The organism is Proteiniphilum acetatigenes DSM 18083 (genome assembly GCF_000380985.1).
Lineage (GTDB): Bacteria > Bacteroidota > Bacteroidia > Bacteroidales > Dysgonomonadaceae > Proteiniphilum > Proteiniphilum acetatigenes.
Map to the genome: position 1 here is coordinate 154885 of NZ_KB905699.1, position 20956 is coordinate 175840.

The 20956-nt window shown below is 43.2% G+C and carries 17 protein-coding genes; 16 read left to right on the forward strand and 1 reads right to left on the reverse strand.

Translation table 11 applies throughout. The features are described 5' to 3' along the window. The first annotated feature begins 4 nt into the window (after positions 1-4). The 14 genes from F597_RS0113200 (at position 5) to F597_RS0113265 (ending at position 16835) form a co-directional block, all read left to right on the forward strand. Entirely contained in the window at positions 5-337 is a 333-nt protein-coding gene (locus tag F597_RS0113200) for a DUF2149 domain-containing protein (RefSeq protein WP_019540225.1), read from the forward strand. Between the two features lie 220 nt (positions 338-557). Further along, complete coding sequence (locus F597_RS0113205; RefSeq protein ID WP_044060314.1) at positions 558-2966, forward strand: TonB-dependent receptor; 2409 nt, start codon at positions 558-560, stop codon at positions 2964-2966. 180 nt (positions 2967-3146) lie between these two features. Beyond that, complete coding sequence (locus F597_RS0113210) at positions 3147-4541, forward strand: DUF4374 domain-containing protein (RefSeq protein ID WP_019540227.1); 1395 nt, start codon at positions 3147-3149, stop codon at positions 4539-4541. Positions 4542-4644: 103 nt separating this feature from the next. After that, positions 4645-5499 carry an alpha/beta hydrolase gene (locus tag F597_RS0113215; RefSeq protein WP_044060333.1) on the forward strand — a complete coding sequence of 285 codons (855 nt, stop codon included), beginning with the start codon at positions 4645-4647 and terminating at the stop codon, positions 5497-5499. A 404-nt stretch (positions 5500-5903) separates the two neighbouring features. After that, positions 5904-7016: a TlpA disulfide reductase family protein gene (locus tag F597_RS0113220; protein WP_026327446.1), complete on the forward strand. Its 1113-nt coding sequence runs from the start codon at positions 5904-5906 to the stop codon at positions 7014-7016. A gap of 327 nt (positions 7017-7343) precedes the next feature. Beyond that, positions 7344-8156, forward strand: a complete 813-nt coding sequence (locus F597_RS0113225; RefSeq protein ID WP_019540230.1) for an MlaE family ABC transporter permease — start codon at positions 7344-7346, stop codon at positions 8154-8156. Positions 8157-8162: 6 nt separating this feature from the next. After that, entirely contained in the window at positions 8163-8897 is a 735-nt protein-coding gene (locus F597_RS0113230) for an ABC transporter ATP-binding protein (protein WP_019540231.1), read from the forward strand. 24 nt (positions 8898-8921) lie between these two features. Beyond that, entirely contained in the window at positions 8922-9980 is a 1059-nt protein-coding gene (locus tag F597_RS21710; RefSeq protein WP_019540232.1) for an MlaD family protein, read from the forward strand. Between the two features lie 191 nt (positions 9981-10171). Then, the gene (locus F597_RS0113240; RefSeq protein ID WP_019540233.1) at positions 10172-11269 is read left to right on the forward strand and encodes an N-acetylmuramoyl-L-alanine amidase family protein; all 1098 of its coding nucleotides are present in this window, start codon (positions 10172-10174) and stop codon (positions 11267-11269) included. A 15-nt stretch (positions 11270-11284) separates the two neighbouring features. Next, a complete protein-coding gene (locus tag F597_RS0113245; RefSeq protein WP_019540234.1) occupies positions 11285-12178 on the forward strand; it encodes an MlaD family protein in 894 nt (297 codons plus the stop codon). Between the two features lie 355 nt (positions 12179-12533). Then, positions 12534-13940, forward strand: coding sequence for a chromosomal replication initiator protein DnaA (dnaA, locus tag F597_RS0113250; RefSeq protein ID WP_026327449.1), 1407 nt, complete (start codon positions 12534-12536; stop codon positions 13938-13940). Continuing rightward, complete coding sequence (locus F597_RS0113255) at positions 13912-15195, forward strand: metallophosphoesterase family protein (RefSeq protein ID WP_019540237.1); 1284 nt, start codon at positions 13912-13914, stop codon at positions 15193-15195. The genes dnaA and F597_RS0113255 overlap by 29 nt, the downstream gene beginning before the upstream one ends. 215 nt (positions 15196-15410) lie before the next feature. Continuing rightward, positions 15411-16025 carry a ribonuclease HII gene (locus tag F597_RS0113260; protein ID WP_019540238.1) on the forward strand — a complete coding sequence of 205 codons (615 nt, stop codon included), beginning with the start codon at positions 15411-15413 and terminating at the stop codon, positions 16023-16025. 264 nt (positions 16026-16289) lie between these two features. Continuing rightward, entirely contained in the window at positions 16290-16835 is a 546-nt protein-coding gene (locus F597_RS0113265; RefSeq protein ID WP_026327452.1) for a hypothetical protein, read from the forward strand. A gap of 171 nt (positions 16836-17006) precedes the next feature. Here F597_RS0113265 and F597_RS0113270 read toward each other — a convergent pair whose 3' ends face one another. Continuing rightward, positions 17007-19130, reverse strand: coding sequence for a Tex family protein (locus tag F597_RS0113270; RefSeq protein WP_019540240.1), 2124 nt, complete (start codon positions 19128-19130; stop codon positions 17007-17009). A 72-nt stretch (positions 19131-19202) separates the two neighbouring features. Here F597_RS0113270 and radA point away from each other — a divergent pair, with 72 nt between their 5' ends. Beyond that, positions 19203-20570, forward strand: coding sequence for a DNA repair protein RadA (gene radA / locus F597_RS0113275; protein WP_019540241.1), 1368 nt, complete (start codon positions 19203-19205; stop codon positions 20568-20570). Between the two features lie 222 nt (positions 20571-20792). Then, positions 20793-20956 (forward strand): helix-turn-helix domain-containing protein (locus F597_RS22045; protein ID WP_157279137.1); only part of this gene is annotated, 164 nt, incomplete at its 3' end.

Here is a 20956-nt window from a genome sequence, read left to right on the forward strand (position 1 = left end):
TATCATGAGTAGAAAAAGAAGGACTAACAAATTCTCGGGCGAAGAGGATACCGATCCGCTAAGCGTTATCGTAAACCTGTTTGATGTAGCGATGGTATTTGCCGTCGCCCTGACGGTCGCCATGGTGATGCATATGAATATGACCGAGGTCTTTACTCAGGAAGATTATACAATCGTAAAGAATCCCGGCAAAGAGAACATGGAAATTATTACTAAAGAAGGAAACAAAATCAATAAATATACTCCCTCAGATGAGCAATCCTCAGGCTCTAAAGGCCGTCGGGTAGGGGTGGCTTATGAACTCGAGAACGGAGAGATAATTTACGTGCCGGAATAGAATCCCTTACTCATTTAGCATAACGAATACACTTCCTTAAATTAATTCCTGTTATAACGATAATAGGGGTATTTTATCATTGGTTAACCAACAAATTCTATCATTTGTGGGTATATATGGTTATTTTCTGCCGAAAAAATACTCATTTCTTGCGATTGTTACCTTTTATTATTGCCTATATCTTTGTCCTGTAATTTTAGGTATTCTCATTAATATAAAAATGAATCAATTGACAAGTCTTAAAGTAAGGATAAGACTGGCCGGAATAATCGTTTTCATTTTCTTTATTCAATCTTTATTTTCGCAGCAAGATCGCCAAGCCGTTATTAGGGGAAGCGTAAAAGATAGTAAAGGTGCTCCGGTAGAATTTGCTACCGTATATATAAAAGAAACTCAGCAAGGGACACAGTCGGACCTTAAAGGCGATTTCCTTTTGCATGTCGCGCCGGGGAGTTACATGTTTTGTGTACAAATGATGGGGTACGAAACATATGAACAACCCATTATCGTACAACCGGGCGAGAGAATGACAATTCCAGTAGAGTTGGTCGAAAAGAGGTATGCGCTCCAGGAGGTGGTAATAGAGGCCAAATCCTCGGTGCAGCGCATTAATGAATCAGCATACAATGCTGTCGCATTGGATGCCACGGTACAACACAATTTGACGGCTAACCTGTCGGGCATGTTGAACAAGGTGTCGGGCGTCCGGATCCGGGAAACCGGTGGTGTGGGATCTGAGATGCAGGTGATGATGGACGGCTTCAGCGGGAAACACGTGAAGGTCTTTATCGACGGTGTTCCTCAGGACGGAGTAGGACAGTCGTTCGGATTGAACAATATTCCGGTGAACTTTGCAGAGCGTATAGAGGTATACAAAGGAGTAGTACCCGTAGAGTTTGGAACCGATGCCATTGGTGGCGTAATCAATATTGTAACCAGGAAAGGTTTTAATAGGAAATGGCATCTCGACGCTTCCTATTCGTATGGTTCGTTCAATACCCATAAGTCTTACTTCAATTTCGGACAGACATTCGACAACGGACTGACTTACGAAGTAAACGCGTTCCAGAACTATTCTGACAATAATTACTCTGTGGACACGCCGGTAAAAGAGTTCTTGCCGGATGGAGGTAGTAGTACCGACAGATCAAAGATTGAACGTGTAAAGCGCTTTCATGATACTTATCACAATGAAGCAATATCGGGAAAAGTCGGTTTGGTAAGTAAACCGTGGGCAGACCGATTGATATTGGGGGTGACTTATTCGCAAGTATATAAAGAATTACAAACCGGCGTTCGGCAGGAAATCGTTTTTGGAGGTAAATACCGCAAAGGACATTCCGTGATGCCGTCGTTGGAATACCGCAAGAGAAATCTCTTCGTCAAAGGGTTGGATGTGACGCTTACGGCCAACTACAATAAAAACAATACGCACAATGTGGACACCTCCTCCTACGAATTTAACTGGCGGGGAGAAAAGCGACCCCGGGCCGGAACACCGGGGGAGCAGTCATACATGCATCTGCGTTCGGATAACAATAACTGGAACGGAACGGTTTCCGCCCGTTATCGGTTAAAGGATATCCATTCGTTTACATTTAACCACATTATTAATTCGTTCCACCGTTCTAACCAGTCGCTTCTGACACCCGGTTCCGGTCCGGATCCGATACCCAAGGAGACGCAGAAGAATGTAAGCGGCCTCTCTTACCAGCTTATGCCCAATGAGAGGTGGAACGCGTCGTTGTTCGGTAAGTATTACAATCAGTATGTGGCAGGCCCGGTAGCTACCTCTTCCACAATGGATGAGGTTGTGAGGGTTACAAAAACTATCAGTACGACCGGTTACGGCGCGGCGGGAACTTACTTCATCCTCGATAATCTGCAGGCCAAGTTATCTTATGAGAAGGTGTATCGCCTGCCTACCAATAATGAGATGTTTGGCGATGAAGACCTCGAAACCGGAGATATAGCAATCAAACCGGAGAACAGCCATAATGTCAACTTCAATATGAGTTTTGATGAGTCATTCGACAAGCATGCTGTTTACCTGGAGGGTGGATTGATTTATCGTGATATAAAGGATTATATCCAGCGTAATATCACTGGCCTGGGCGGTGGACGCTATGGTGCTGCCTATGTCAACCACGGTAAAGTGCTTACGAAAGGGTACACCCTTACCGCACGCTACAATTTTTCAAATCTGTTGAGCGTGGGGGGAAACTTCACCGAGATCAACACCCGCGATAATGTAGCGACGACCATTACCGGCTCACCTAGTAATACTTACAAAGCCCGTATGCCCAACGTCCCTTATCTTTTTGCCAATGCGGATATTACTTTTTACCGTCATAACCTGGGACCGAAAGGGAATGTACTGACGGTGTCCTATGACAATTTCTTTGTGAAGAGTTTTCCCCTTTATTCGGAGGCGCTGGGCAGTAGCGAGAGTAAATCGGTTGTGCCTACCCAGTTTTCCCATAATGTGAGTGTTTCCTACTCTCTGAAAGAGGGACGTTACAATATCTCATTCGAGTGCCAGAACCTTACCGACGAAAAGTTATATGACAACTTCAGCTTGCAAAAGGCAGGCAGGGCATTCTACGGTAAACTGAGGGTTTCTCTGTAAAATAAAATTATAACGGATCGAGTGAATCGATTCCTATCGATATAAATTCAACTCACTTAATAATTAAATATCATCAATTAAAACTAAAATAATATGAAACGAGCGTCTGAACTATTTGCACAAAAGAACATGATTATTGCGAGTTCCATACACCGTAATAAAAAGAATATAATAAATCGTATGAAACGTTCTAAATTGTATTTGACTTCAGCATTATTGATGGCGGGATTAGTGTTTTCGTCCTGCGACAACGATATTCCGGGACCAGATGATGGAAATGGGGATGGGGTTTCAGAGAGTTATGTAATTGTGGCAGGTTCAGACGAAGCCAGCTATCTGCTGACATCTGAGTCATTGAATACGGGCTCTATAACTAACGCTAAAAACGGGGAAGAGACCGAAAATGGTACCTATTGGGTATATTACCAGGACAAATATTTATTCCGCTTAGTATATAATCAAGGGAATGCAGGTATCAGTTCTTCCTATATTCTGGATGACCAGGGGAAGGTGAAAGAGCGTAACAACACGTATGAAATAAAGCGGTTTACCTCTTACGGAACCTACAAAGACTATATCATCACTTCTTCTACAAACGATTTAGGTACAGATCTTGCCGATGAAAACGGTTATCTGCCAAAAGGGTTCCAGTTCTCTTATCTCGATGTGGAGAAAGAAACTTACAACTCTAATCAACAAGTAATGCTGGCTGAGAACTACTTGGGTAACGGTGAATTTATTACCCTGGCAGGCATCCTTGAATCCGGTAATAAAATTTATTCGGCACCGATCCCTATGGGATTGAGCCAATACGGAGTAAAAGCCGAAGGTGGAAAATATGTGAAATATCCCGAACTGGTGAAAACGGAAGACGGCGGATCTGCCAGCAGTGCATACAAAAAAGGAGAACTGCAATGGACGCAATATCCCAATGAAGCGTGGATCGCCATTTATGACAACGAGAAAATGGAAAATCCGAAATTGATCAAGACAGATAAGATCAGTTATGCTACCGGGCGCCATCGTTCTCAGTATTACCAGATGGTATGGGCGGCCGATAACGGAGATGTGTATGTCTTCTCACCCAGTTTTGCCAAGACGATGAAGGACAATTTACAGAAGACTACTCTGCCTGCAGGTGTGGTCCGTATTAAAGCGGGAGCCGAAGAGTTTGACAGTGATTATTATTACAATCTGGAAACGCAAACCAATGGTAACTCCTTTCTGCGTACCTGGCATATCGGCGACGATTATTTCCTGTTGCTGATGTATGATGAGCCGTTCCACGATAACTTTGATGCTACTAATACGCCTGCATCACGTTTGGCTATCTTTAAAGGTGAAACCGGAAAGCTTACTTACGTAACCGGCTTGCCCGCTCCCGATAAGATACAGGGATTTGCCAATACTCCGTACTCCGAAAATGGAACTGCCTATATAGCAGTAACTACTACCGACGGCGCTTCTCCTGCGGTATACAGCATTAATCCGCAAACAGCAGTAGCTGCCAAAGGACTTGAGGTCCAAGCCACTCAGATTTTCGCTATCGGTAAACTGAAAGCATCTGGGAACTAATATCAGGCGTATATTATCTTTACAAATAATAGAAAAGTTAATTATTCCCCCCGCTTTCATCGCATGATTGAAGGTAGGGGGAATATTATTGAAAGGGACTGGCATGAAGACCATTCTTTTATTATTACCCCTTTTTATTGCTTATCCCCTGCTGGCACAACCCAGCCAGGTGATTACCCCTATTGAAGAATCGGCAAAACAGTTATTTGATTTGAAACAACATGACCTGACTTATAACGGGAGAGAATATAGGCTCTATATTGCCCAACCGGTTGGTAACGGAGAAGTTTTCCGCCCCGTGCTTTATATGCTGGATGGCAACGGCCAGTTTCCCATGCTGGTGAATGGCGCAGGAGAAGTCTCGGAAAATACCCCTATCGTGGTGGGTATTGGCTATCCTTCTTCGCAGGCATACCCTAAAGAGCGTACCCGGGATTATACGATCCCCATTGAAGGAAATGACGAGGGAGGAGGGGCCGAGGATTTTTACAGGTTTATTGTTGATAAAGTAAAACCTTTTATTGAAGCGAATTATGCTGTGGATGCCACACGTCAGACATTGTGCGGACATTCTCACGGAGGGCTTTTTACCCTGTATGTGATGTTTAATCATACCCGTGCTTTCCAGCATTATATAGCTGCCAGCCCTTCTATCTGGTGGGGACAGGGAGCAATTGTGCCGACACAGAGACCGCTCTTCTCTCATATCCCCCATTCGGTGACTATTATCCTGGGAGAGTATGAGGAAAATCCCGAATCAGATCCGTCCAGGAGGAAATTAACACCGGAAATCCAGAAAATAAAAGAACAGCGGAAAGGTGGTATCCCCCACCGGGATCTGGCCGCGATGATTGCGCAAGAAGTGCCGAATTGTCGATTTATCCTGCTGGAAGGTAAAAATCATGGCAGTTCAATCCCTGAATTCCTTAAGGAAGCGATGCGTGTTGCAGGAAAATAATTTCAAATTTAAGATTTAAGATTCAGAATTTAAGATTTCACTATGTCGATTATTAATTCAGGATTTTGCAATTCATTGGTAATTAGTAATTATTAATTAGTAATTAATTTACAAACAATATATTATCCGGTATATGCAGTCCTTTTTCAACATGAGAGCATTGGACAAATTGGCTGATACAAGCCAGGGATAATGCCGATGGCTTTATTTCAACGGTCATATCTGCTGGTTTGTTCGGATTCTTTTTTTTGCTACGCATAACTCTGCCTTCTAATTTATTTGGTAAGATTAGAACGCTTGCAAAGACCCTTTATTGCAACAGGTTGAAAAAAAACGCAAAAAACACTTTTCATCAAGCCATTTTACATATCTTTGCTGTGATTTAATTATAAAAAAGAATGAAAATGAGAAAACTAGTTTATCTTTTTATTGCTGTTGGCGCACTTTTGTCGTGTCAAAATAACAATAAATATACAATCAAGGGTACCGTAGCCGGTGATGCTTATGAAGGAACCAACGTTTATTTGCAGCAAATGACGGAGAATGCAATGGTGCCAACCGATACGGCTATTGTCCAAAATGGGACTTTCTCTTTCTCAGGAATGGCTGATACCACGGTACTTCGTTTTATCGCACTGGATGAGACTGTGAATCCGCAACAGGAAAGCAGAATACCGGTATTGGTAGAACCGGGCAAACTGGAAGTGACTTTCGATACCGTAGTTACTGTAAAAGGTACAAAAATAAATGATGCTTATACCAATTTCAGGTTGCAACAAAGAGAACTGGTACAAAATATCAGAGGTATTATAGGACAATTCAACAGCGAAAATGCAGCAGGGACAATGACTGAAGAGCGGGATGCCGAATTGCAACAATCTTACGAAGAAATCAGTAAGCAATTGACCGATCTCAATTTCAATTTTATTAAGGATAATATTGATAATAAACTGGGAGAATTTGTTTTTCAAAACTCTTCTTCCATGTTTGAGGCAGAACAGCAAAAAGAGATCCTTGATCTTGCCAGCGAAGAATTCAAATCCACAGAGAGGATTCAACGTGTAATAAAGAGACTTGAAAATCTTGAGAATGTGGCTGTAGGTAAGAAATTTGTTGATTTTACTTTGAAGGATACTGAAGGAAATAACGTTTCTCTCTCCGATTATGCCGGTAAAGGGAATTATGTTTTGGTCGATTTTTGGGCTGCCTGGTGCGGACCTTGTCGTCAGGAGATGCCTAATGTTGTTGCGGCATATGACAAATATAAAGCAAAAGGATTTGAAGTGGTCGGCGTATCACTTGATCAGGAACATGAACGTTGGGTGCAGGGAATCAAAGATTTGAATATGACCTGGCCGCAAATGTCCGACCTGCAGTACTGGGACAGCCCGATAGTGGATCTGTACGCTATACAGGGAATACCCCATACTGTACTTCTTGATAAAGAAGGCAAGATTATTGAAAAGAATCTGAGGGGGGAAGCCCTGGATGCTAAATTGGCTGAGTTGATGCCTTGATAGAGCGGGTATAAACCCTATATGCCGCTTCACTGGAAGCCGGCAGAGAAGAGAGTCTGTCTCAATAATAAGTTTGAGGCAGGCTCTTTTTTTATATTTATAATTTAAGTTTAACCCAAGGTCTGATGTATGTGCGGTTATCGTGAAACAAATGTATTCTTTTTATTGTTCTAATGGAAATTCTAATATGCTATAAATATCAATGGTTTCACTAAAGTTAGATATTTGAATTTTGTTTTACTATTTCAAGTTTTATTGCACTATTCGCTTATCGAAATAGTTGCTTAAATAGTTCTATACACAGAAATGTAAAAGTATAATAATCATATGAAACAACTCAAAGTACGTCAATTAGCCCCACAAAAAATCCGTATAAAAGAGGAAACCCGACATTTTTATAATGGAATTTTTATTGATTTGGGAGAGTTGGTCATTTTTTCTATAAACGTAATAAAACAATTTTTTCGTCCGCCTTTTGAGCATAAGGAATTGATAAAACAAGGGTTTCTACTGGGGAATAAATCTTTCGCCCTGGTGAGTGTGACCGGTTTTATAATGGGATTAGTATTAACTATGCAGATGAATCCGGTTTTAGCGGATTTTGGCGCTCAGACTTTATTGCCGAGTGCTATTTCTGTAGCAATGGTGCGTGAGTTGGGCCCGGTAATAACAGGACTTATTTGTGCAGGGAAAATGAGTTCTGGTATTGGTGCTGAGATTGCAGCCATGAGAGTAACCGAACAAATAGATGCTATGGAAGTTTCGGGAACGAATCCTTTGGGTTTTGTGGTTGCTACCCGTGTGTTGGCAACAACCGTAACTGTTCCTCTTTTGGTTATTTTTGCCGATGCATTCAGTTTTTTGGGAGCATTTCTTGCTGTAAATGTTTTCGAAGATACTTCCTCTACCTTGTTTATTGACAGAGCTTTTGCCATGCTGGGTTTCCGGGATCTGATTCCGGCTACCATAAAAACAGTCTTTTTTGGTTTCTTTATCGGACTGATAGGTTGCTATAGAGGTTATAACGCAGGAATAGGAACGGAGTCGGTAGGAAGTGCCGCCAATTCAGCGGTAGTAGTGGCTTCTCTTACTATTTTCGTGATAGATTTGATTTTTGTTTTAATCACCAATATTCTCTGATTTTGTATGGGAAGGGAAGAAGTAATTGTAGTAAAGGAGCTATATAAATCTTTCGGGGACAAGCATATTCTTCGGGGGATTGATCTTGTGCTGCATAAAGGTGAGAATTTGGGTATTGTAGGCAAATCGGGAACGGGAAAATCGGTACTTACAAAATGCATAGTGAGATTAATAGAGCCTGATGCGGGTGAGATCAATGTACTTGGAACCGATGTCCTGGCTTGTAATAATATTGAACTGAACGAGATAAGGAAAAAAGTGGGTTATCTTTTTCAGGGAGGTGCGCTGTATGATTCAATGAGTGTAAGGGAAAACCTGCTTTTCCCGATAAGAAGAACCCAATTTATAGATAAAAAACAAGATAGTGAAGAATTGGTAGAAAGATCTTTGAGAAGTGTAGGATTGTTGGATGCCATAGACAAGATGCCGGCAGAATTATCGGGTGGAATGAAAAAAAGAATAGCTTTGGCAAGGACCCTGATATTAAGGCCTGAGATTATTCTGTATGATGAGCCTACCACCGGTTTAGATGCTGTTACATCAGGAGAGATCAGTGAACTTATCCTCAAAATAAAGGAGGAATATAATACTGCCTCTATTATTATTACCCACGATATGAAATGCGCCAAAATAGCTACCGATACAATCAGGATTATGAAAGAGGGTGTTTTTGTTGTGGAAGGTACGTACGATGAGCTAAGCAGGAGTGCGGATAAAGAAATACGTGATTATTTTATATAGTAATAAAACAGATAACAGACAGTTATGAAGAATACAAAAAAAGCTTTACGCTTAGGTATTTTTGTCGCTGCAGCATTAATTTTATTTGTTGTAGCCGTATATTTAATAGGGAGTAAGGGAAACTTGTTCAGTCCTACCAAGGATGTATTTTCATCATTTAAAGATATACGGGGCCTCGTGGTGGGAAACAATGTCAGGTTTGCAGGCATCAATGTGGGTACGGTGAAAAATATCCGCATTATATCCGATACCTCTGTTGTGGTAACAATGTCAATACGTGAAGATTATTCAAAGTATATTTATAAGAACTCCAAAGTACAGATCGGACAGGAAGGTTTGATGGGGGGAAAGATCGTACTGATTTCTTCCGGAACTCCCGAAACGGGCGTCATTGAGGATAATGACTACCTGGCTGTGGCTGAAGGATTGGATGTGCAGGGGATGATAGCCCAGGCCCAGACGATGCTTAGGGAAGCTACCCAAACAGTATCGAATCTTAATTCGGTCACTGATAAAATCAATGAAGGCGACGGAGATATAGCCCGTTTGCTGAATGGGAATGATTTAACTACGCAGTTGGGCATTGCCACCCGTAAATTGAATAACTCAATGTCCGATGTAAATGAAATAACGAGGAAGGTAAGCAGTGGACAGGGAGATTTAGGTAAGCTGATTAACGATGATGCCATTACAGACCAGTTGTCAGGAATCATGAAGGACCTACATGCCACTTCCGTAAAAGCCAACGCAGTTGTTGAAGAGTTACAGCAGACAGTGCATGCTATAAATTATGGAGAAGGTGTTTTACCCCGCTTACTTCACGACAAAGAATTAGGATTGAGTGTGGATACGGCCTTAACAAGAGTGGACCAGGGTGTTTTTGAGGTCACCAGGGCAGCCGAGACCATAGCAGACAGTTGGATTTTCAGGTTGTTTTCAAAAAAGAAAAAAGATATCAACAATCAGTCCCAATCTGTAACCACAAAAAAACAGCCCAAAGAGTTTGAAGTTCAGCCGGGAGATACCATAATAGTGCCGGTGAATGAATCGGCCGATCCCGAAATAAAAAGAAGCGAAAATTGAATCGGTGAACACTTTTATATAAAGTGATTGTCTTAAGGTTGAATCTGAGAGAGCTTTTGGGTTTTAATTTAAACGCTATGAAGGTTTATTTCATGTTAAATTCTTTCAAAGTTGAATAAATTCATCTTACCCATACCCTGAAACTGTTTTCAATACAAAATTTATATCTACTTTTGTAAAAAGCAATTCGTATGGCGTTACATAGAAAGCAGTTGTTTTTTCTTTTTTGGATTCTGATGCCGGCTTTGTTTGTTACAGTACAGCCGCTATCTGCTCAAAACAGGAAATTTACTGTTGTGATTGATCCCGGTCATGGGGGTAAGGATCCCGGAGCTGTAGGATCGAGTTCCAAAGAGAAGGATATTGTACTGTCGGTAGGTCTGAAGCTGGGGAAGCTCATCGAGAATAATCATCCCGATGTAAATGTTGTATATACACGAAAAGACGACCGGTTTGTGGAGTTGAATCGGAGAGCCGCGATTGCCAATAAGGCACATGCCGACCTGTTTATCTCGCTTCACTGTAATGCTCTCGACCGCAGGAGAACATCTCCACAAGGAGTGGAGACTTTCGTGTTGGGGTTGCATAGGAGCAAAGACAACCTGGATGTTGCAAAGGCGGAAAACTCGGTGATTATGTACGAGGAGGACTATTCAGTCAAGTACGAGGGGTTTAATCCTAATGAGCCGGAGTCTTATATTATTTTTGAATTCATGGCCAATGAGTTTCTCGACCGGAGTGTTTATTTTGCTACTATGGTACAGAACCAGTTGGTTGCCAATTCGAAGAGAATCAACAGAAATGTCCGTCAGGCCGGATTTCTCGTTTTGAGAGAGGTGGCTATGCCAAGTGTACTCGTGGAGTTGGGATATATCAGTAACAGGGAGGAAGAGAAATACCTGAAGAGCGGGAGCGGTCAGAACTCGCTCGCTGCAAGTATTTATAATGGCTTCAAAGAGTATAAGCGGGAGTATGATAAGAAGAGTTATGTGTTTACTAACGGTGGAGCACAACATCCGCAGTCTCAGGAGAGCCGGCTGTCACCTGAAGCGGTGAGTGGAAAAGAATACAGGGTTCAGTTTCTTACTTCATCCCGGAAGTATGAGAACGGTGCTTCGGTGTTCAAAGGGTTAACCCCTGTCGACTATTATACCGATGGTAAGACTTATAAATATACATATGGACGCACAACCAATCCTGAAGAAAGCCGGAAATTATTGAGTAAGGTGCGGAAGAATTTCAAAGATGCTTTTATTATCGAGTTCGAAAACGGAGAACGCGTGAAATAAACAGATTTTCAATATATGAGAACCAAATTAAGTAGGAATGCTCTTATCGGACTGGCTTTTATTGCCAGCCTTGTCATGATTTATTTCGGGATCAATTTTCTGAAAGGGATGAATGTTCTCAAAAAACAGAATCAGTATTATGCCCTGTTTGATGACGTATCGAAGTTATTGATCTCATCACCTATCTATGTGAAAGGTTATCAGATAGGGCTGATCAATAAGATAGAGATGGTGAGTGATGATCCGATGCGTTTCTCCGTGGGGCTTAACCTGTCGGAAGATATACGGATCCCGAAAGGGAGCCACCTCGAGTATGGTCTCGATCTGTTCGGGGCCTCTACTGTGAATCTCATAATGGCAAAATCCGATGTCTATCTGGAAAAGGGAGATACCCTTACGGGTGGAAAAGAGGCCGGATTGATGGATGGTGTAGCTACTGTGATGCCTAAGGCTGATTCTATTCTGCTGCGGGTAGATTCATTGATCTATTCTCTACAAAAAATCGCGGCCAATCCTGGCTGGGAACAATCGATTAAAGGGATTGGCAGTACGGTGGAGCAACTCAATAACTCAAGCGCGAGCCTGAACAGAATGATTGGCTCCCTGGAACGGGAACTCCCCGAGATCAGCAGGAATCTTACGTCCGTTTCTTCCGATTTGAAAGAGGTCAGCAAGGAACTGAGTGAGATGGATATGGCGAGCACGTTCGCATCTATCGACGAGACAGTAAATAATCTGAAACTACTGACAGCCAAAATCAATAGTGACGATAATTCTCTTGGGCTGCTGCTGAACGATACGAAACTACATGATAGCCTCAATGTGACAATTGATACGGCAACCAAATTGTTAGAAGATATTCGGCAGAATCCGGATCGTTATTTGACCATACGATTACGTCTTTTCTAGGGGACGGAAGTTTTGAATTGATACTCCTTCGGAAATTTAAATAGAATCATTCTAAATAATGCCTTGTCCGGAAATGGAGGTGAACTCTTTGGTTGATCGAAGCTAAGTAACAATATCGTAACTTTTTGGATAATTGTGGAGTAATTGTAGGGTTTTTATATCCTATTGTCAATCAGTCCTGTTTAATATTGAGTCACTGGTTAATTATCTGATATATAATATTTTGGTTCTATTTTGTTGATAAATAGCGTTTTTTTGGAATGAGAAAAATCCTGACCTGAAGTTTATTTTTTTATCTCGGTTTTTTTTTGAAAATTTGTAATCCGTTTGCGAAAAAAAAAGATCATTTTTACCAATGAATAAAGATTGCCGACTTTTATGGAATAATTGTTTGAATGTCATCCGGGATAATATCCCCGAACCGGCGTTCAATACGTGGTTTTTACCCATTGTTCCGCTAAAGTATCAAGATCATGTGTTTACGGTCCAGGTTCCAAGTCAGTTTTTTTATGAGTATCTGGAAGATAAATACCTTGATCTTATTCAGCATACACTCTACCGCGAAATAGGAGAGGGGACTATCCTCAATTATCGTATACTGGTAGAGACAGAAAATAATACAGCCGTTGAACTCCGGGGGGAGACCAAGTCCTATGCGGGGGGGACGGACAGGAATGCTGCCGGCAAGGTGTCTGCGAAAGTGCCCAGCCCTTTTGACAGAGTGGAGACTTCGGAGTTCGATTCCCAGATCAATTCCAAATATACCTTTCTCAATTTTTTTGAAGGCGAAAGTAATCGCCTTGCTCGTACAGCTGCCGAAGCGGTTGCCTTGAACCCGGCAAAGACGGCGTTCAATCCGCTGTTTGTGCATGGTTATTCCGGTGTGGGAAAGACTCACCTCTGTCATGCCATCGGATCAAAGGTAAAGGAACTTTATCCCGATAAGAAGGTGCTTTATCTTTCCGCCCATCTGTTTAAGGTGCAATATACCGATGCGCGCCGGTTCAATACAATCAATGACTTCATCAACTTTTACCAGAGTATCGATGTACTTTTGATCGATGATATTCAGGAACTCGCGGGATTGGAGAAAACGCAGAACACTTTTTTCCACATTTTTAATCACCTGCATCAGAATAACAAGCAGTTGATTATGACTTCCGATTGTCCGCCTATGGATATGCAGGGGGTGGAAGAGCGGCTGCTTACCCGTTTCCGCTGGGGACTTACTACCAAGCTGGAGCGTCCCGATAAGGAACTCCGAAAGAAGATCCTTCAGAACAAGGTACTCGCCGATGGACTCATCATCCCGGAAAACGTGATCGAATTTATTGCCGAGAACGTCACTGAAAATGTGCGTGACCTGGAAGGGATTGTGGTCTCCCTGATGGCACATTCCATCATCAATAATCGTGAGATCGACCTGGTGTTGGCACGGCGGGTGGTAGAACAAAGTATTAAATTCGAAAAGAAGCGTATTACTGTGCAGAAGATCCAGGATATAGTGTCTGACTTCTATCATGTGAAAAAAGAGCTTATCCAGTCCGCATCCCGTAAGCGTGAAATAGTGCAGGCGCGCCAGGTGACTATGTATTTTATCAAGAAACATACAGAATTGTCACTTTCACAGATCGGAGCCCAGGTTGGTAACCGCAATCATGCAACCGTACTCCATGCCTGCAATACAGTAAAGGATTTCTATGAAGTAGACAAAGGATTCCGATCCGATATCGATGAAATCGAAAACTTGCTTAATTCATAAAAGAGGAACTATTCTTATTCTTTTTATCCTCTTTCTCGGATATTATGCATCGTCCGGAATTGCCGGAACGGTAAAGGTTGCTGTAATAACTGATATTCATTTTCTTGATAAAAACCTTGTTGCAGAGGGGGAAGCACTCTCTGCATATGAGAGGGCGACTGGTAGAAATATTGCCGATTTACATGCCGTGCTGGATACAGTGCTGGCCGATTTGACAAGGGAAGCGCCTGATTTATTACTGATAACAGGTGATATCACCAATCACGGAGAGAAGCAAAGTCATCTCGGTTTTATAGAGAAACTCCGATTGTTGCAAAACCAGAGAATCCGCATTCTCGTAATTCCCGGAAATCATGATATCAATATCCCCGATGCAAAAGCTTACAAAGGGAAACAGGCTACATCTACTGAAACTATTTCGAAAGAGGAATTCACAGAACTCTATGGACCGTTCGGTTATTCCGATGCGTTGAAAAGGGATGAGTCGTCTCTGAGTTATCTTGCAGAAATCAATGAATCTGTCTGGCTCCTCTGTTTTGATACCAACCGCTATGAAGAGCATACGACAAAATCTATTACCAGTGGTCGTCTCCTTCCTGAAACATTGGATTGGGCCATTGATATCCTCGACGAAGCAAAAGATAAAGGAATTACAGTGTTGGGAATGATGCATCATGGTTTGATGGAGCATATGCCCTATCAGGCAGCCTTCTTTCCGCAGTATCTGATAGATGAGTGGGAAAAGAATGCCGATCTTCTTGCCGATGCCGGACTGAAAGTAGTTTTTACAGGACATTTTCACGCCAATGATATCACTATGCATACCTCTTCTGCCGGAAATGTTATCTATGATGTGGAGACTGCTTCGTTGGCACAATATCCTTTTGCCTACAGACTGATGGAACTGACTGATACCGGTCTTTCTATCAATACCCGTTTTGTGACCTCTCTCCCCGGTAATCCTGACCTGGCAGCGAGATACCGGGATAAATTGGAGACTATAACCCGCCGGGTGGCTGAAAACAGGCTGGAAGAGTTGGATATCCCTATGTCTCAGGAGACTGTCGAGGCGCTTACAGATGTGATTGTGAAACTGAGCCTGATACATGTAAGAGGAGATGAAAAACTGGATCAGGAGATGAAAACGGCAATCCGTCTTTTCGCCGACCAGTTAGGGAGTGAAGCTGATGCCGATTCCTTTTCATTCGATTTTCCCCCGGAGGATAACCGTGTGACGCTCCCTTTTCGGAGATAAAAGGTGGAAAAGTGAAAAGGTGGAAAAGTGAAAAGGTGGAAAGGTGAAAGGGTGGGAAGGAATGATCCCGTCAAGTCGGGACAACTTGTCCCGATCTATCGGGAAGTAGTGATAATTTAACGATTTGATAATGATTGATTGTGGGCCAATGTGACTAAAATTGGTGGAGCCCACAGAAGTGCAGTTAAATGTGTTCATGAGAATAATTTGATGAAATGAAGCAGTTTGATCCTTTAATGATCTGTATGCAACCGGGACGTTTGGAGGCCGGGTGTGATGAAGCCGGACGTGGTTGCCTGGCCGGACCCGTTTTTGCTGCTGCGGTGATCTTGCCTGATGATTTTCATTGTGACGGATTGAATGATTCCAAACAGCTTTCGGAGAAAGAACGAGATGAATTACGGAAGATCATTGAAAAAAATGCTTTGTGTTATGCCGTGGAAAGTTGCTCTCCCGAGGAGATCGACGAGATGAATATCCTTTGGGCTTCCGTAAAGGCGATGCATCGTGCATTAGCACGTCTGGATATACTGCCTGAATATATTCTGGTAGATGGTAACCGTTTTCGCCCCTTTGGTAATATACCCCATACCTGTGTGATCAAAGGAGATGCTAAATACCGCTCTATTGCGGCAGCTTCAATCCTTGCAAAAACATATCGTGATGACTATATGCGGCAACTCCATGAAATACATTCGGTATACGATTGGTATCGTAATAAAGGATATCCCACCAAAGCACATCGGGAAGCAATCAGAGTGTATGGTGTTACTTCCTATCACCGGAAAAGCTTTCGACTTACTGAGCAGCAGTTGACATTGGATTTTTGAGTAAATCAGCGAAGCCAAATCCTGAAATTTTAAATTTTAAATTAACAATCTACGTAGTTAAAATCTATGTAGTCAAATTGTAAAGTCTTGTTCCTGATTCTAAAAATCCTGTTTGTGGAACGTTACATATAATGCCTTTGAAAGTAAATTATAAAAAGTAGTTTAAACAAAAATTAAAAGTAGTTGTTGTAATAGAAATTGAGACTGAGTTGAATGTCTCAGAAATTAAATAACATTTATGTAGAATCACTAAAACTTCAAGAAATGAAAAAATTTTTGTTTAGTACTTTACTTGTTTTTGCCTGTTCTATAGGTATGGCTACTGCTCAACTTCAGAAAGGTAGTACACTGGTAGGCGGTGGTATCGGAGACTTGAGTCTGGGATTGGGTGATGAAAATGTTTTCAATATTACTTTAACCCCGCGTGTAGGCTATTTTATCCAGGATAATGTTGCTGTTGGTGGTAAGGTGGGACTTACCTACACGGCTCAACCGGGCGATGATGCGTATGCTTACAACGTGAATGCGTTCGGTCGTTACTATTTCGGGCCTGATGAATTCGACACGCTGCTGAGGCAGGGACGGTGGTTTTTGGAAGCCGGAGCGGGAATTGGTGGCGCCAGAGGAGCCGATATCGGTTTCAATGTGAACTTCGGACCTGGTTATTCTTATTTTCTGACCGAGAATGTCGCTGTAGAAGCACTATTGCTTTATAACGGAACATTCGGAACAGGTAGTTCTAACGGATTATCTTTAAATGTAGGGTTTCAGATATATTTCCCTTCGTCAATGTATAAAAGCCTCAAATAAGATAGTCCCAATCCGTAGGCAGAACCTTTGTGTTACTGCCACCTGAAATAATTTATAGCAAAGAGGGTATATCACAATGCTGATTTTACCCTCTTTCTGTGTTAATCATTATCAAATCGTAGAATCATCATATCAGACCTTGCTGCCTTTTCACTTTGAGTGTAATGATGTTCATGCTTGCTTCATGCTTAACTGGATTCGTTTACGTTCCAGATCAACTGACAACACCCTTACTTTTACATGCTGGTGAAGCGATACCACGTCGGTAGGGTTAGAAACGAAACGGTCGGCCAGTTCAGAGATATGTACCAGCCCGTTCTCCTTAATACCCACATCCACGAAGCAACCGAAATTAGTGATATTAGTAACGATACCGGGTAATATCATTCCTTCTTTCAGGTCGTTAATGGCCCGGATATTGGGGTCAAACTCTAATACCTGAACCTTGGTACGCGGATCCCGCCCCGGTTTCTCCAGTTCCTGTAATATGTCTGTAAGCGTCTCCTCACCTACTTTTTCTGTTTTATATCGGTTGATATCGATGGTTCCGATGAGCGGTTTGTTGCGGATTAATTCTTTTACCGTACATTGCAGGTCTTCGGCCATCTGTTCCACGATCGCGTAACTTTCAGGATGCACGGCAGAGTTATCTAACGGATTTTCTGCATCCGGAATGCGAAGGAATCCCGCACATTGTTCAAACGCTTTTTCTCCCAGGCGCGGTACTTTTTTCAGTTCCTTACGTGAATGGAAAGGACCGTTTTCCGTGCGCCAATTCACGATATTCTGTGCCAGTACCTCACCCAGCCCCGATACATAGGTGAGGAGATGTTTACTGGCCGTATTGAGGTTCACGCCCACGAGATTTACACAATTTTCCACAGTCTGGTCGAGAGATCTTTTCAGCTTTGTTTGATCTACATCGTGCTGGTATTGACCCACGCCAATCGATTTGGGATCGATCTTCACCAATTCTGCCAGCGGGTCACTCAACCGCCGCCCGATAGAGACGGCACCCCTTACAGTCACATCATATTCGGGGAACTCTTCACGTGCTATCTTTGAGGCGGAATAGACCGATGCACCGCTTTCACTTACTACGAATACTTTCACCTCTTTTTCATATCTCAGGCTGGTAATAAAACGTTCTGTTTCGCGGCTGGCCGTACCGTTCCCTATGGCAATGGCATCGATCCGGTAGGTGGAAACCAGTTTTACTACTTTACTTGCCGATTTGGTAAACTCGTTCTGCGGAGGATGAGGGTAGATGGTCTCGTTATGCAGCAGATTTCCCTGTTCATCCAGACAAACCAGCTTGCATCCAGTCCGGTAACCGGGATCGACACCCAGGATACGTTTCTGCCCTAAAGGGGGCGCCAGAAGTAATTGGCGCAGGTTTTCCGCGAAAACAGCGATGGCCGCTTCATCGGCCTGTTTTTTGGAGAGGTTGCCAAACTCCGTCTCTATGGAAGGTTTCAACAGGCGTTTGTAACTGTCGGTCACCGCATCCTCCACCTGATCGGCTGCTTCAGTGTCATTTTTTGCATAGCGCGGTACAAGCCTGTCGAGGCATTTCTCATCATCGGGAGAAATAGATACACGCAGAAATCCTTCGACTTCACCGCGACGAATCGCTAAGATTCGGTGCGACGGACAGCGGGATAACGGTGCGGAAAAATCGAAATAGTCTCTATATTTCTCTCCTTCCTCTTCTTTTCCCTTCACCACTTTTGAGATGATTATCGCGTCACGCGCAAACATATTCCGTACCATTTGGCGTGCATGCGCATCTTCGTTCACCCATTCGGCAATGATATCACGCGCACCTTTCAAAGCAGCTTCCGTATCGGCTACCTTCTCATTGAGATATTGTGTCGCTTTCGCTTCGGGTGAACCGTGGTATTGTGCCATCAACCATTTCGCAAGGGGTTCCAGTCCGTTCTTGCGGGCAATCTCAGCGCGGGTCTGCCGTTTCGGTTTATAGGGCAGGTAGATATCTTCGAGTTCCGTGCTGTCCCAGCAATCAGTGATCTTTTTTTCGAGTTCGGGCGTCAGTTTTTCCTGCTCAGAAATCGACTTAAGTACATATTCCTTTCGTTTCTCGAGTTCTGTATACTTTTCATTCAGCTCTTTGATATTGGCGATCTTCACCTCATCCAAACCTCCTGTCACCTCTTTCCGGTAGCGGCTGATGAAAGGGATGGTGGCACCTTCTTCCAGCAGTTTGATACTGTTCTCTACATTTCTGATAGGAATATTCAGTGATTTGGAAATGAGTGTATGAATAACTGACATCTGTAATCGATTTATATGCGCTACAAAAATACAAGAAATTTCTCTATCTTTACCTTTCTAAACAATAACTGCATGGCGAAACTGAAATCTGTCTATTTTTGCTCCAGTTGCGGATATGAATCTCCCAAGTGGATGGGGAAATGCCCTGCCTGCGGTGAATGGTCGACCTTTGTTGAAGAACTGGTACGTAAGGATACTGCTTCGAAACAGGAAGATACCCGTTCGTTCGGGGAGGTCAGGAGTGAACCGATGACGCTGAGCGAGATCAAAGCCGATGAACTCCCGAGAATCGATATGAACGACGGGGAGCTGAACCGTGTGCTGGGGGGAGGATTGGTTCCGGCGTCCGTTGTGCTGATCGGAGGAGAGCCGGGCATCGGAAAATCGACATTGGTGCTCCAAACTATTTTGAAGCTCTCCGGTGTGAAGTCTCTCTATGTATCGGGTGAAGAGAGCGCAGGTCAGTTGAAACTGCGTGCCGATCGGATCGGTATACAAAATGATGATTGTCTCATCGTGTGTGAGACCAATCTCGATGAAATCTTTAAGCATGTAAGGAAAGTGTCGCCGCAATTGTTGGTTATCGACTCGGTACAGACTATTTACAGCGAAGTGCTGGAATCGTCTCCCGGTAGTATTTCTCAGGTGCGCGAGTGTGCTTCGTTGCTCCTCAAATTTGCCAAACAATCGGGTACACCTGTGTTACTTATCGGCCATATCACCAAGGAGGGCAGCATAGCCGGCCCTAAGATACTGGAACATATGGTGGATGCGGTGTTACAGTTTGAAGGCGATCAGCATTATATGTACCGTATCCTTCGTGGAGTCAAGAATCGGTTTGGAAGTACTGCGGAGTTGGCTATTTATGAGATGAACCGGTCGGGATTGCGCGAGGTGAGTAATCCGTCGGAACTGCTGCTTACCCAGAACCATGATGGCCTGAGTGGTGTAGCTATTGCCGCAGCGGTTGAGGGTGTTCGTCCTTTTCTGATCGAAACGCAGGCTTTGGTAAGTACTGCCGCCTACGGTACGCCACAACGTTCCGCTACCGGATTTGATATCCGGCGGATGAATATGCTGTTGGCTGTGCTGGAAAAGCGGGCAGGGTTTAAACTGGCACAAAAAGATGTCTTCCTTAATATTGCCGGGGGGTTGCGAGTGAGCGATCCTGGTATGGATCTCGCGGTTATCAGTGCTGTGCTCTCGTCCAGCCTTGATATGACAATTGAAAACGAGACCTGTCTCTGTGGAGAGGTCGGTTTGTCGGGTGAGATCCGGCCTGTACATCGTATAGAACAGCGTATTCAGGAGGCCGAAAAACTGGGCTTTTCCCGTATTCTTGTGCCTTTCAACAACCTGAAAGGATTCAATAAGAAGATGAAGATCGATATTCAGCAGGTGAAAAGGGTGAGTGACGCTTTCAGGCTGCTGTTTTCGTAAAAAAGCAGATTGACGAAGAAAGGTTGATCGGGGACCTAAGTTCAACTTAGAAGTGCAACACCCGGGTGTTGTTTTTTGAAATGATTTCTTCAAAACAATCATGAAAAACACCGCGGGGGTTTGCCTAACGGCCGGGGGCGCGAAGCCCCCGAGGAGAGTCAAGCGGCAACATAAAAGAAAAAGGAGACCGAAGTCTCCCTAAAATTAACTATTATGTTGCTTATGAGAAAAAAATACAAACAGTTAACTTCAGAACAAAGGTACGCGATTTATTTAGGTATAAAAAATGGTGACAGCCAGCGAACCATCGCAGAGTCCATAGGGGTCAGTCCTTCAACGGTGTCCAGGGAACTGGGTCGTAACAAGAAGAAACATGGAGGTTACTC

What these genes read in the sequence shown, in the direction of transcription:
- F597_RS0113200 (WP_019540225.1), top strand. Translation starts at nt 5, where the DNA reads ATGAGTAGAAAAAGAAGGACTAACAAATTCTCGGGCGAAGAGGATACC.
- F597_RS0113205 (WP_044060314.1), top strand. Translation starts at nt 558, where the DNA reads ATGAATCAATTGACAAGTCTTAAAGTAAGGATAAGACTGGCCGGAATA.
- F597_RS0113210 (WP_019540227.1), top strand. Translation starts at nt 3,147, where the DNA reads ATGAAACGTTCTAAATTGTATTTGACTTCAGCATTATTGATGGCGGGA.
- F597_RS0113215 (WP_044060333.1), top strand. Translation starts at nt 4,645, where the DNA reads ATGAAGACCATTCTTTTATTATTACCCCTTTTTATTGCTTATCCCCTG.
- F597_RS0113220 (WP_026327446.1), top strand. Translation starts at nt 5,904, where the DNA reads ATGAGAAAACTAGTTTATCTTTTTATTGCTGTTGGCGCACTTTTGTCG.
- F597_RS0113225 (WP_019540230.1), top strand. Translation starts at nt 7,344, where the DNA reads ATGAAACAACTCAAAGTACGTCAATTAGCCCCACAAAAAATCCGTATA.
- F597_RS0113230 (WP_019540231.1), top strand. Translation starts at nt 8,163, where the DNA reads ATGGGAAGGGAAGAAGTAATTGTAGTAAAGGAGCTATATAAATCTTTC.
- F597_RS21710 (WP_019540232.1), top strand. Translation starts at nt 8,922, where the DNA reads ATGAAGAATACAAAAAAAGCTTTACGCTTAGGTATTTTTGTCGCTGCA.
- F597_RS0113240 (WP_019540233.1), top strand. Translation starts at nt 10,172, where the DNA reads ATGGCGTTACATAGAAAGCAGTTGTTTTTTCTTTTTTGGATTCTGATG.
- F597_RS0113245 (WP_019540234.1), top strand. Translation starts at nt 11,285, where the DNA reads ATGAGAACCAAATTAAGTAGGAATGCTCTTATCGGACTGGCTTTTATT.
- dnaA (WP_026327449.1), top strand. Translation starts at nt 12,534, where the DNA reads ATGAATAAAGATTGCCGACTTTTATGGAATAATTGTTTGAATGTCATC.
- F597_RS0113255 (WP_019540237.1), top strand. Translation starts at nt 13,912, where the DNA reads ATGAAATCGAAAACTTGCTTAATTCATAAAAGAGGAACTATTCTTATT.
- F597_RS0113260 (WP_019540238.1), top strand. Translation starts at nt 15,411, where the DNA reads ATGAAGCAGTTTGATCCTTTAATGATCTGTATGCAACCGGGACGTTTG.
- F597_RS0113265 (WP_026327452.1), top strand. Translation starts at nt 16,290, where the DNA reads ATGAAAAAATTTTTGTTTAGTACTTTACTTGTTTTTGCCTGTTCTATA.
- F597_RS0113270 (WP_019540240.1), bottom strand. Translation starts at nt 19,130, where the DNA reads ATGTCAGTTATTCATACACTCATTTCCAAATCACTGAATATTCCTATC.
- radA (WP_019540241.1), top strand. Translation starts at nt 19,203, where the DNA reads ATGGCGAAACTGAAATCTGTCTATTTTTGCTCCAGTTGCGGATATGAA.